At 30.9% G+C, this 12,953-nt stretch carries 11 protein-coding genes and 3 tRNA genes; 5 read left to right on the top strand and 9 right to left on the bottom strand.

The features are described 5' to 3' along the window. The 3 genes from ABXT48_RS03250 (at position 1) to ABXT48_RS03240 (ending at position 1,827) form a co-directional block, all read left to right on the top strand. Positions 1–966 carry a hypothetical protein gene (locus tag ABXT48_RS03250; protein ID WP_415287034.1) on the top strand — a complete coding sequence of 322 codons (966 nt, stop codon included), beginning with the start codon at positions 1–3 and terminating at the stop codon, positions 964–966. Between the two features lie 192 nt (positions 967–1,158). Beyond that, positions 1,159–1,293 carry a hypothetical protein gene (locus tag ABXT48_RS03245; RefSeq protein ID WP_415276242.1) on the top strand — a complete coding sequence of 45 codons (135 nt, stop codon included), beginning with the start codon at positions 1,159–1,161 and terminating at the stop codon, positions 1,291–1,293. 15 nt (positions 1,294–1,308) lie between these two features. Next, entirely contained in the window at positions 1,309–1,827 is a 519-nt protein-coding gene (locus ABXT48_RS03240; RefSeq protein WP_415287033.1) for a hypothetical protein, read from the top strand. Between the two features lie 3 nt (positions 1,828–1,830). Here the strand turns inward: ABXT48_RS03240 and ABXT48_RS03235 are convergent, their stop codons facing one another. Genes ABXT48_RS03235 through ABXT48_RS03225 form a run of 3 tightly spaced genes read right to left on the bottom strand, consistent with a single transcriptional unit; the run spans position 1,831 to position 7,381 of the window. Beyond that, positions 1,831–3,036, bottom strand: coding sequence for a sugar phosphate nucleotidyltransferase (locus ABXT48_RS03235; protein ID WP_415287032.1), 1,206 nt, complete (start codon positions 3,034–3,036; stop codon positions 1,831–1,833). Then, positions 3,036–4,754 (bottom strand): dihydroxy-acid dehydratase, encoded by a 1,719-nt coding sequence (ilvD, locus tag ABXT48_RS03230; RefSeq protein ID WP_415287031.1) that lies wholly within the window; start codon positions 4,752–4,754, stop codon positions 3,036–3,038. Before ilvD ends, ABXT48_RS03235 begins: the two co-directional genes overlap by 1 nt. After that, complete coding sequence (locus ABXT48_RS03225; protein WP_415287030.1) at positions 4,754–7,381, bottom strand: valine--tRNA ligase; 2,628 nt, start codon at positions 7,379–7,381, stop codon at positions 4,754–4,756. The genes ilvD and ABXT48_RS03225 overlap by 1 nt, the downstream gene beginning before the upstream one ends. Positions 7,382–7,510: 129 nt before the next feature. Between ABXT48_RS03225 and ABXT48_RS03220 the strand changes: the two genes are divergently transcribed. Together ABXT48_RS03220 and ABXT48_RS03215 are read left to right on the top strand one after the other, a co-directional pair. Next, positions 7,511–7,584: transfer RNA gene (locus ABXT48_RS03220), tRNA-Cys, on the top strand. A 50-nt stretch (positions 7,585–7,634) separates the two neighbouring features. Continuing rightward, positions 7,635–7,710 (top strand) — tRNA-Asn (locus ABXT48_RS03215). Positions 7,711–7,849: 139 nt separating this feature from the next. Here the strand turns inward: ABXT48_RS03215 and ABXT48_RS03210 are convergent. The 6 genes from ABXT48_RS03210 to ABXT48_RS03185 form a co-directional block, all read right to left on the bottom strand. Continuing rightward, complete coding sequence (locus ABXT48_RS03210; RefSeq protein ID WP_415287029.1) at positions 7,850–8,221, bottom strand: helix-turn-helix domain-containing protein; 372 nt, start codon at positions 8,219–8,221, stop codon at positions 7,850–7,852. A gap of 173 nt (positions 8,222–8,394) precedes the next feature. Continuing rightward, entirely contained in the window at positions 8,395–9,129 is a 735-nt protein-coding gene (locus tag ABXT48_RS03205; RefSeq protein ID WP_415287028.1) for an amino acid ABC transporter ATP-binding protein, read from the bottom strand. 3 nt (positions 9,130–9,132) lie between these two features. Then, the gene (locus tag ABXT48_RS03200; RefSeq protein ID WP_415287027.1) at positions 9,133–10,413 is read right to left on the bottom strand and encodes an amino acid ABC transporter permease; all 1,281 of its coding nucleotides are present in this window, start codon (positions 10,411–10,413) and stop codon (positions 9,133–9,135) included. Beyond that, on the bottom strand, positions 10,413–11,558 hold the full coding sequence (locus ABXT48_RS03195) for an amino acid ABC transporter permease (RefSeq protein ID WP_415287026.1): 1,146 nt from the start codon (positions 11,556–11,558) through the stop codon (positions 10,413–10,415). Before ABXT48_RS03195 ends, ABXT48_RS03200 begins: the two co-directional genes overlap by 1 nt. A gap of 65 nt (positions 11,559–11,623) precedes the next feature. Further along, on the bottom strand, positions 11,624–12,676 hold the full coding sequence (locus tag ABXT48_RS03190) for an amino acid ABC transporter substrate-binding protein (protein WP_415303322.1): 1,053 nt from the start codon (positions 12,674–12,676) through the stop codon (positions 11,624–11,626). A gap of 174 nt (positions 12,677–12,850) precedes the next feature. After that, a tRNA-Arg gene (locus tag ABXT48_RS03185) sits at positions 12,851–12,927 on the bottom strand. Positions 12,928–12,953 lie beyond the last annotated feature (26 nt).

The raw sequence follows: 12,953 nt of genomic DNA, 5'->3' as shown, positions 1-12,953 counted from the left end.
ATGACACTTACCTTAATTTACACAATTGTTGGTTTTGCTTTAGCGGGGTATAGCGTTATTGCAAATGACTCAATTCAAACATTGGGAACTTTTATCGCCTCAAAACAAAAATGGTTCAAATGGTACACACTTGCAAGTGCTGCATCATTTGTATTAATTTTAGCAATCACTTGGGGCTGGTATAGTAATAATGGAGATATCTCATACGGGAGGTTAACGCAGATACCTTATCAAGAAATTCAGTGGTATCACGCTGTAGCTCCTGGAATACTTTTAATATTAACAAGATTTGGAATACCTGTTTCAACTACATTCTTAGTTTTGTCTGCTTTTGCATCAACAGTAGTGCTTGAGAAGATGCTTATGAAGAGTGTTGTGGGCTATGGTTTAGCTGCAACAGCTGCTTATATTTGTTGGATCGTTATTTCAAAATTTATCAATGAAAAGCTAGATGAAGTAGAAGACAAATGGATTGGCTTTTGGCGTAACTCTGTTTGGTTTACATCTGGTTGGTTATGGTGGGTTTGGTTATCGCATGACGTAGCAAACATTGCAGTTTATTTACCAAGGCAATTAGATGTATCGCTACTATTAGTGGTTCTAGGTTATTTTACAGTACTATTGTTTTATATTTTCTACATTCATGGTGGAACTATCCAAAAAGTTGTTTTGGAGAAAACTGGAACAAGATATGCAAGATCAGCAACAATAATAAACATTATATATGCTGCTGTACTTTATTATTTTAAAGAACTTAATGACTTACCAATGTCTACCACGTGGGTATTTGTTGGACTGTTATGTGGAAGAGAATTAGCAATTGCTTCAATGAATAGTGATTACAAATTCAAATATGTTTTCCCACTTATTGGTAAAGACTTTCTTAAAATGACTTTGGGATTAACTGTGTCAGTGGCAATTGTATTAGCAATTCACTACATTATTATTCCAAATAGTTGGTTTTAAAAAATATTTTTTAAAAAAAGTTTAAAAAGATCTCTACTTAATTAAATAAGTTTAAAATAGCTGAACACTTGTAGAACTTTATCTAATTCTGCGGTATAATAATTTCTCTAATCTCCGCAATCATTTCAGCTATCTGCTGACCATCAAAAAATAAATTTAACAATTTAAAGTGTCAAAATTATGTTTTTGAAAATGATAAAAATACTCTGTTTTATGGGCATACATGACTACAAAACGTTAAATATTGAGTTTGGTTTTGGACCAACAGATAGAGTTACAACACTTGAGTGCAAAAGATGTGGCTACACTACAATTAAAGGAGGTTAATAAAAGATACTTGTCATGAAAAGTATTGAAAGAAATATAGATATAAGAAGATATCTTAATTGGTCAAGAATAGTTAAGGGCAAACCCATACATATAAGATTGTATGAATTAATTTATTACGAATTACTTATAATGTGGTTTGAGATGAACAAGCCTCCTTTAAGAAGATTAATTTATGAAACTATTAACTCTCAAGACTTTGAAGATAAGTTTATTAGAGGAAAAGTTTTTCAAAAATATATTGATGAAGTTCTAGAAACCCCCTGTGAAGATGGTTCTGGATATTACAATCCAGACTCAAGAGAAATTTTAACAGAAGTTAATATTAAGGAATTATATGATATTAAATTTTTGATAAAAGATGAATTAGATAATGTAAGAATGATTGATAGATACAATGGGATATTCACATTTTGTAAAATTTATGAAAAATGGTGTTTAGAAAAAAAAGCTAAACAAGTCGATGATGTGACAAAAAAAGAAAGATTTGATGTAACATTAGATCTGCCCTTAAAAATTTCTGAAAAACCTTAAAATCTATTTTACTCTGCCGTATACGTCTTGATATCTAACAATATCACTCTCTTTTAAAATTGAGCCTACTTGAGCTTCAATAATCTTAACAGGTTTATTACCAGGATTTTCAATTCTATGAATTGCTTCTAATGGAATGAAAATATGATCGTTTTTTTTTTTAGAAAAGCTATCTTTATTAAGTGTAATTTTGGGAGTTCCTTGAGTTACCAACCAATGTTCTGATCTATGATGATGTTTTTGTAAACTTAAGATACCTTTTGATTTAACAAATAACTCTTTAATTAAAAAACCTTTGCCTTCAAACAAATTAACATACCTACCCCAAGGTCGGTAATAAACTTTTTTTTTCTTGTAATACTTGTTCTTATTTTTGTCATACATTTTTAAGATCTCTTTCCAGCTGCCAAGATCTGACCAAGGGATATCTAATTTAATTGCATTAATCTGTTTAGTTTTTTCTAAAATTGCATAATCAAAAGATTTAGCAGTAGCCTTTTCAAAGGATGCTTTATTTAGGTAATAAGTGTTATCTTTAAGTTTAGCTTTTGAAACAGCATTAACACAATTTTTATATATTATAGGTTGGTATTTTTTAAAGTTATTTATTATTGAGTCTTTTCTTAAAAAAAACATACCAGAATTCCAATAACCTTTTTGTTTAATAACTTGTTTGGCTTTAGCTTCTTTTGGTTTTTCAATAAATTTGGTTACTTTATTAATATTTCCTCTAACTTTTTTTGTTAAAAAATAACCATATTCACTAGAAGGTGCTGTTGGTTTAATACCAAAAATGAATATATTTTGGTCAGTTAAATTGGCTTTATTTTTATTTATAGCTTTATTAAAAATGCTTGCTTTTTCTATCAAGTGATCGGCTGCAAAAAACATCAAAGGTTGCTCATTGGGAATGTCTTTAATTAGTGCTGATGCAAGAATTGCTGGTGCTGTATTTCTTTTTGTGGGCTCTAAAACAATTTTATATTTATTTATCTTATGTTTCTTAAGATGTTTTTTTACCTCTTTTAAATATTTAAGATTTGTACTTATGATCGGCGTGTCAAAAGTTGAAGATTTAACTCTATCTAGAGTTTTTTCAAATAAAGTCCAATTACCAAAATCAATAAATTGTTTTGCATGATGATTTTTAGAATTAGGCCAAAGTCTTGTTCCGGCTCCACCACATAATATAACGGGTCTAATTTTCATTAAATATCAGCGTAAACTTTTACTTCTTTTCTTTTACCTGGATGCGTTGGTGCACCTAAATAAGCAGGACCTACTGTTTGAGCATATTTCCAAATAGTACCAGATCCAAAGCTTGATTTTTTTGCTTTCCACTGTTTTCGTCTTGTAGCTAATTGTGATTTAGTTAATCTAACGTTAATAGTTCCTTTTTTGGCATCTATATCAATTACATCACCATTACGTAAAAGAGCTAAAGGGCCGCCTAAGGCCGCCTCAGGGCCAACATGACCCACGCAAAAACCTCTAGTAGCACCAGAGAATCTACCATCTGTAATTAGGGCAACCTTCTCACCCATACCTTGACCATAAATAGCACCTGTTGTTGAAAGCATTTCTCTCATACCTGGTCCCCCAACTGGTCCTTCATAACGAATAATAATTACATCGCCTTCTTTATATTTTTTCTTTTGCACACAAGCCATTGCAGCTTCTTCATTATCAAAACATCTAGCTTTACCAGTAAATTGTAATTTCTTTAAACCAGCAATTTTAACAATTCCACCATCAGGAGCTAAATTACCTTTAAGACCCACAACACCACCATCTGGTGATAAAGGATTGTCATAAGCTCTTAAAACTTTTTGTTTAGGATTAAATTTAATATTTTTTAAATTTTGCTTCATTGTTTTTCCAGTAACAGTCATGCAATCACCATGTATAAAACCACCATCAAAAAGAGTTTTTAATAACATAGGAACTCCACCAGCTAACCACATGTCTTTTGCAACATATTTTCCACCTGGTTTTAAATCAGCAAGGTATGGAGTTTTTTTAAATATTTTAGCAACATCCATTAAATCAAACTTAATTCCAATTTCATTAGCAATAGCTGGTAAGTGTAACGCAGCATTTGTTGATCCACCTGTAGCAGCAACAATTGTTGCAGCATTTTCTAAAGATTTTTTTGTAACAATATCTCTTGGACGAATATTTTTTTCTAATAAATTCATTACAGTCTTTCCACTCAATAATGCATACTTATCTCTTTCTTCGTATGGAGCAGGTGTTCCAGCTGAATAAGGTAAAGCTAAACCAATAGCTTCAGAAACACAGGCCATAGTATTTGCAGTAAATTGTCCTCCACATGCGCCAGCGCTTGGACATGCAACTAACTCTAATTTTCTTAATTCTTTAGCAGACATTTTTCCTGCTGAGTGTTTTCCAACCGCTTCAAAAACATCAACAACAGTTACATCTTTACCTTTGTATTGACCTGGAAGTATTGAGCCACCATAAATAAACACACTTGGTACATTTAATCTAACCATTGCCATCATTAAGGCAGGTAAAGATTTATCACAACCAGCAATACCAACTAGTGCATCATAACAATGACCACGTACAGTTAGTTCAGTTGAGTCAGCTATAATTTCACGAGATACTAAAGAAGACTTCATTCCTTCATGACCCATCGCAATACCATCAGTAACAGTAATTGTGCAAAATTCTCTAGGAGTTCCACCTGAAGCTCTAACACCTTTTTTTACAGATTGAGCTTGTCTCATTAAAGCAATATTACAAGGAGCAGCTTCATTCCAAGTTGATACAACGCCAACAAATGGTTTTGCTACATCTTTTTCAGTTTCACCCATCGCGTAGTAAAAAGATCTATGCGGAGCTCTATCAGCACCTAATGAAGTATGTCTGCTTGGTAATTTTTTTTTATTAAATTTTGCCATTATAAACTTTCTATTGTTACTGATATTCTTTTAATATCATTTTCTAAATTATTATAATTAGTTTTTTCTTGTTCAACAATATCTTTTGGTGCCCTATCAACAAATCCTTTATTATCTAATCTTTGTGATATTTTATTCATTTCTTCTTGGTATTTACCCTGCCTAGTTCTTAAATTTTCTTTGATTAATTCTAAATCAACATCTTCAGCAAAATAAACTTTAAATAAATCACCAGAAACCATTAATGTCGCAGCAGGTTTTTTTAAATCTTTATCAAAAAGATTATTAATTCGACCTAATTTTTTTAGAATGATTTCATTTTCAGTAAAAAATGATTGTTCTTTTTCACTAACACTTTCCACTGAAATATCTATAAATGACCCAGGGCTTACACTTAATTCATTTTTAAATGATCTTAATTCAGAGATAATACTAATAATTTTTTCAACTTGATTTGTGCTTGAATCCTTGTCTGATTTTCCAATTGGCCAATTAGCTAACATTAGAAAATCTTTACCTGAGTTATCAAATTTATTATTTAGCCAAATTTCTTCAGTAACAAATGGTATAAATGGATGTAATAAAATTAATATTTGTTTAAATATATAAGCTGATACTTGTCTTACTTCATCTTTTGCTTTTTCATCCTCTGAAAATAGTATTGTTTTAGATAATTCTAAATACCAGTCACAATAAGAGTGCCAAGTAAATTGATAAGCATTTTTTGCAGCTTCATCAAATCTGTAATCTTTTAAATTTTTTTCAATTTTGTCCTTAGTTTCTATTAGTTCAGAATAAATCCACTTATTGATATTAATTGTTAAATTTGGTGTTTTATCAATTTTAGAAAAATCACAATTATTGGTAATCAAGAAATTGTTTGCATTCCATAATTTATTTAAAAAATTTCTATAACCTTTAACTCTATCTTCGGAAAGTTTTACATCAGTGCCAGGTGACGCCATTGATAAAAGAGTAAATCTTAAAGCGTCAGCACTATATTTTTCAATTAAGTCTAAAGGATTAATTACATTCCCTTTAGATTTGGACATTTTTTGTCCCTTCTCATCTTTAACAAGAGCGTGAACATAAACATCTTTAAAAGGTTCTTTATCTAAAAACTCCATTCCAAACATAATCATACGTGCCACCCAAAAAAATATAATATCAAACCCTGTAACAAGTACTGATGTTGGATAAAATTTATCAACATATTCTTTATTGTCAGGCCACCCTAGTGTAGCAAAAGGCCATAAGCCTGATGAAAACCAAGTATCTAATACATCTGGGTCACGAATTAAATCTACCTCTTTATTGTAAAATTTTTTAGCTTCAGCTTTTGCTTCATTTTCATTTATTGCAACAAAGATCTTTTTATCTGGACCATACCATGCTGGTATTTGGTGTCCCCACCAAAGCTGTCTTGAGATACACCATGGTTCAATATTGTTCATCCACTGAAAATAAGTCTTTGACCAATTAGCTGGAAAAAAATTAATTTTTTTTGAGTTAACTATATCTTTAGCTTTAATTGATAGTTTTTTTGCATCTACAAACCATTGTTCAGTTAAAAAAGGCTCAATTATCGAATTAGACCTATCTCCATAGGGAACCTTATTCTTTATATTTTCTTCCTTAACAAAAAACTCTTTTTCTTTAAGCTCTTTTAAAATTCTTTTTCTAGCTTCAAATCTATCAAGTCCAATATATTCTTTAGGAGCATTTTCGTTTACTTTGCCACCTTCAGTAAAGATATTTATGATTTCTAAATTATTTCTTTGTCCCACTTCATAGTCATTAAAATCATGGGCTGGTGTTATCTTTAAAGCACCTGTTCCCATCTCTGGATCAGCATACTCATCTTCAATAATTTTTATTTTTCTTCCAACAATTGGAACTGTTACAAATTTACCAACCAAATTTTTAAATCGATCATCTTTTGGATTTACAGCAATTGCTGTGTCACCTAACATGGTTTCAGGTCTGGTTGTTGCTATGGTTATAAAATCACTAGAACCTTCTATAGGGTATTGAATATAGTAAATCTTAGAATTAACCTCTCTTTGATCCACCTCTAAATCAGATATTGCAGTTTTTAAAACTGTGTCCCAATTAACTAGTTTTTTATCTTTATAAATTAAATCTTTTTTATGAAGCTCTACAAAAACTTTTAAAACTGATTTTGAAAGATTTCTATCCATTGTAAAAGCATTTCTTGACCAATCACAAGAGCAACCTAATTTTTTAAGTTGATTTAAAATAATATCACCATGCTCTTCCTTCCATTCCCAAACCTTTTCTATAAACTTTTCTCTTCCAATTTCATTTTTATCAATACCTTCAGCGGTTAATTTTTTCTCTACTAAAGCCTGTGTAGCAATACCTGCATGGTCTGTTCCTGGTTGCCATAGCGTTTCATAATTATTCATACGGTGGTATCTAACCAAAAGATCTTGAATTGAATTATTCAAAGCGTGCCCCATATGAAGGCTACCTGTTACATTGGGTGGAGGTATAACTACTGAAAATTTCTTTTTATTTGTTGTGAGTTTAAATAAATTATTTTTTTCCCAATAAGAGTAAATCTTATCTTCAACATCAGAATGTATGTATTTATCATTACTCATAGGGTATTCATAAGTTTATAATTTAATAATATCAATTAACAATAATCAATTTGTTAGCTTATTTGGTAGACTAATTATTAATATTTTATATATAAAAGGTTCACTATTTGATTTATTATGAGATGTGAGGGCAACGTGGCGGAATGGTTACGCAGAGGATTGCAAATCCTTGTATCCCAGTTCGATTCTGGGCGTTGCCTCCAAAAAAAATCTTGTTTTACTTTAAAAAAAAAGTAGATTGTGATTTTGATATTCCTCGGTAGCTCAGTTGGTAGAGCAGTTGACTGTTAATCAATTGGTCGTAGGTTCGAGTCCTACCCGAGGAGCCAAAACCTTACCTTCAACATTTTGATAAAAACTTTATTAAGATTATTTTTGCTTAAATTTATATGTGTGAGGCAGAGATTATATTATAAATAAGTTTTATAAGTAATTAGACTAAATTAGGGTCTTAAACAAATTTTTATATTAGCCTACTTTTGAAATTCCAATGTTTGAAACTTGTAAAGATTTACTAAACTTTAGTTTTTGATCATTATTAAGCTCAGAATATAATTTAACTAAAAAATTATAATTTACATTCATATGACCTTCTTGAGATCTTTCCAGGTTTAATAAATATTCTGAAAAATCTTCAAAAAAATAATTTACTGGAACTTTTAAATAATTTGCTAATTGAAGAAGTCTTATTGAGCTAACTCCATTAGTTCCTTTTTCATATTTTTGAATTTGTTGAAATGTTACATTAATTGCTTTTGCTACTTTTGTTTGTGTGAGACCTAAAGCTAATCTTCTTAGCTTTAATTTATTACCTAAATGTTTATTAAAATTATCTTCCATTAAGACCCCTCTTAAAGTTAGTTTAAAAAGACCTATTGAACTAATTTTTAGATGTTATCGCAACAGAAATATTTTTTTATTTTAAAAAATTAGGTACAAAAAAGTAAATTGTGTCAAGATATTATAATTTTGTTTAATAAGAAAAGTTGTTGTACCGTATAGCTAATAAAGCCTTATAAAATTTGGCTTAAGAAAAGTTTAGTACGATCATTTTTGGGGTTAGCAAAAAAGTCTTTAGTTGTGGCTTTTTCCACAATCATACCCTCGTCCATAAAAATCATTTGGTCAGCTACCTCTTTAGCGAAGCCCATCTCATGAGTTACAACGATCATTGTCATACCTTGTTTCGCTAAATTAACCATAACATCTAGCACCTCTTTAATCATTTCAGGATCTAATGCTGATGTAGGCTCATCAAATAACATAATTTTAGGTTCCATACAAAGTGCTCTTGCAATAGCTACCCTTTGTTGCTGTCCACCTGATAATTGACCTGGGAATTTTTGAGCTTGATCTAAAATTTGTACTCTTTCAAGGTGTTCTAATGCTAAATTTTCTGCTTCTTTTTTAGACATTTTTTTAACCCAGATAGGAGCTAACGTACAATTATCTAAAATAGATAAATGCGGGAATAAATTAAATTGTTGGAAAACCATACCAACTTCAGCTCTAACTTGCTCTATATTTTTTGTATCTTCTGAAATTTCAGTACCATCAACAATGATTGATCCTTTTTGATGTTCTTCTAATCTATTTATACATCTAATTAGCGTAGATTTACCAGATCCAGATGGTCCACAAACAACAATTTTTTCTTTAGGTTTAACTTCAAGATTAATTTCTTTTAATACTTGAAAGTCTCCAAACCACTTGTTTACATTTTGAATTTGAATAATTGAATTTGACATAATTTATCTATCTGTTTTATACTTTAATTCTAATTTTTGACTATATTTACTCATACTATAACAAATAATCCAGAATATTATTCCAGCAAATACATATCCTTCCATTGAAAATCCTAGCCATTTTGGATTTGTTTTGGCTAAATTTAACATACCAACTACCTCTAAAAGACCTACCACAAAAATTAATGGTGTATCTTTTACAAGTGCTAAGAATGTATTAGCAATACCTGGTATTACTAATTTTAATGCTTGTGGAAGAATAACAAAGATATGAAGTTTCCAATAACCCATACCAAGTGACTTGGCCGCATCGTATTGACCTCTAGGTAACGCCTGTAAACCTCCCCTTATAACTTCTGCTGTATAAGCTGCTTCAAATAAGGTAATAGCTACAACTACTCTAATTAACTTATCTACATAAGTTCCATCTGGTAAAAACATTGGAAACATAACTGCTGACATAAATAAAACTGTAATTAAAGGAACACCTCTCCAAAATTCTATAAACGAAAGAGAAGAATATTTAACGATGGGTAAATCCGATCTTCTTCCAAGGGCTAACATCATGCCTATTGGAAAACAAAAAATTAAAGAAAAAAATGCAACAATAAAAGTTAAAGATAAACCACCCCAAGCACCTGTTTCAACCCATTCAAGTCCAAAAGAACCCCCTGAAATCAAATAGTAGATTAAGATAAAAGAAATAATTGGCAGTATAAGTGTGTAGTAAAGAGAAAGATAATTTCTAAATTTAGCAGGTGTATAGAATCCAGCTGCCATGAAGGCTAATACAGCAATAAATGTTACATTAATTCTCCATTGTTCGGCATTAGGATACATTCCATATATAAATCTATTAAACCAAACTTTAATATAAACCCAACAAGCACCACCACCTGTACACGCTTCTTTGGTATCACCAGAAATATTAGCATCAAAAATGAACCAATTTAATAATGGAGGAAGTGCAAATATTATAAGAAAAATAATACACAAACTTAAAGCAGCATTGAAATTACTTGGATTAATATTTTTATTTAGACTATCTAGAATTTTAATACCCGAAAATTCAATTCTAATAAAATGAAGCCCAATTACTCCAAAGATTAAAGGAGTAAAAAAGTTGATAACCCTAGGTAAAAAAGAGGTAATATTCGTACCTAAGAAATTATTTAAACAAAAATCAAAAATACCTAAGAAAAAAAATAAAGCTCCTAAAGTCAGAGAAAAATTTCTGTTTTTTTGGTATTTAGATCTTAACAAATTAAAATTATCTGAACTCATTATTTTTCCTTAATTGCTATTTTTTGGTTATACCAATTCATTAATAATGAAATTGCAATACTAATAGTTAAATATGTAGCCATTGTAATACCAACAATTTCAATTGCTTTTCCTGTTTGCATCATAGCAGTACCAGCAAAAACTAAAACTAAATCTGGGTATGCAATAGCAGCAGCTAGAGAAGAGTTTTTAGTTAAATTTAAGTATTGATTGGTAGTTGGTGGTATAATTATTCTTAATGCTTGTGGCATAATTACTAATTTCAAAACTTGGCTAGGTGTTAAGCCAATTGATGCGGCGGCTTCTTTTTGTCCCTTACCAATACCTTGAATACCTGCCCTAACATTTTCTGCAATAAATGTTGCTGTATAAAGAGTTAATGCTAAAGTTAATGCAATTAGTTCAGGCGGTATACCCATACCTCCATCAAATGTATAAGAAGATTGAGACATTTTTCTTAATTCTGGAAAACTAAAGGATAAATCAACACCACCTACTAAAAATGTTAAAAGTGGTAGACCCATAAAAATAGCTAATGAGATAATTAATACCGGTAACTGTTTACCTTCTTGTTCTTGTTTTTTTTTTGCAAATTTTACAAAAAAGAAAACTAGAATCATTGCAACAATTAATGTTATAAAAAAAACATCAAAATTTGTCCAAATCGGAGCTGGTGTAAAAAGACCCTTTATAGTCATAAAAGATGATCCTAATAACAATGTAGCATCTTGAGGCATTGGCAGTGCTCTAAGTGCAGCAAAATACCAAAAGAAAATCTGTAATAACAATGGAATATTTCTAAAAAATTCTATGTAAAAAGAAGCAGTTTTTCTAATCAAATAATTTGGAGATAATCTTGCAATACCAACAACAAGACCCAACAGTGTAGCTAGAATAATTCCAATGAATGCAACTAACAGGGTATTTAAAAGACCAACAAGGTAAGCTCTAGCATAAGAGTGTGAACCATCATAATCAATTAAAGAAAACTGTATATCAAATGAAGCTTCTTGACTTAAAAAACCAAAACCAAACTGGATACCTCTTGTATCCATGTTCTCTTGAGCATTCATGGTAAAGAAACCAAATATTAAAATTATAAATAATACTGTTAACAGTTGAGGTAGGATTTTTTTTAATTTCATTTTGTGGATATTATAAAAAAAGGGCTAGATAAATCTAGCCCTTTATGTGTTTAATTAGATAATAATTATCTTGCTGGTGGTACGTATAATATTCCACCTTTAGTCCATAATTGGTTTGGACCTCTGTCAGGTAAAATACCAGTATCAGCGATATTTCTCTTGTAGCTTTCACCATAATTACCAACTTGTTTGATAATTCTTAAGCTCCAATCGTTATCTAAACCAAATGCTGCACCTAATTCACCTTCAGAACCAACAAGTCTTTTGATTTGTGGATTGTCAGAAGATTTCATAGAATCTGCATTTGATGAAGTGATACCGTACTCTTCAGCTTCGATCATTACGTTTAGAGACCATCTTACGATGTCTTCCCAAACTGCATCACCCTGACGTACTACTGGTCCTAGAGGCTCTTTAGAAATAGTCTCTGGTAACACCATGTGGTCATCAGGGTTAGTCATTTTTGTTCTTTGTGCTGCAAGACCAGATTTGTCAGTTGTGTAAGTATCACATCTGCCCAAATCATAAGCAGCAACAACTTCATCTGCTTTTTCAAAAGCAACTGGCTCATAAGAAATTCCTCTAGAATTAAAGAAGTCTCTCATATTAAGTTCAGTTGTAGTACCAATATTAGTACAAGCAGAAATTCCATTAGAAAAATCTTCAACAGAATTAATTCCTAAATCTTTTCTAACCATGAAACCTTGGCCATCGTAGAAGTTAACTCCAACGAATGTTAAACCAATGTCAGCATCTCTAGAAAGTGTCCAAGTTGTGTTTCTCGATAAGATATCAATCTCACCAGAAGTTAGAGCTGTAAATCTTTCTTTAGCACTTAGTGGAGTGTATTTAACTTTACTTGCATCACCCAGTACTGCAGCAGCAACTGCTCTACATACATCAACATCAACACCAGTCCAATTTCCAGCTGCATCAGCATTTGAAAATCCAGGTAGACCTTGAGATACACCGCATCTTACGAAACCTTTACTTTGAGTATTCTTAAGAGTTTTTGATTTACCTTTTGACTGTTTTCCACCTTGTTGATCGCAAGCGACAACAAAAAGCATAGAAGCAGCAGCTAAAACGGCAAATAATTGTTTTGAGTATTTAAACATTTATATTCCTCTGTTTTTATTTATTTATTTATTTGTTAACAAATAATTCAAAATGATTTGAATTAAGTTAAATGTTTATCATTTTATGAAGTTGATCAAAGTAAAAATGGTCTTATTAGAGCTGTTTCACCCATATATAGTGTCACGTTAAGAATTGACTGTACTATCTAGTAATGGTGCGCTCTGGTGGACTCGAACCACCGACCCTCGGTTTAGAAAACCGATGCTCTATCCAGCTGAGCTAAGAGCGCAAATTAATACAAGAGTATTTATAGTA

The sequence above is a fragment of the Candidatus Pelagibacter sp. Uisw_101 genome, from assembly GCF_047727615.1.
GTDB lineage: Bacteria > Pseudomonadota > Alphaproteobacteria > Pelagibacterales > Pelagibacteraceae > Pelagibacter.
The sequence above is the reverse complement of the archived record's forward strand: the minus strand, read 5'-3'. Positions and strand labels throughout refer to the sequence as shown.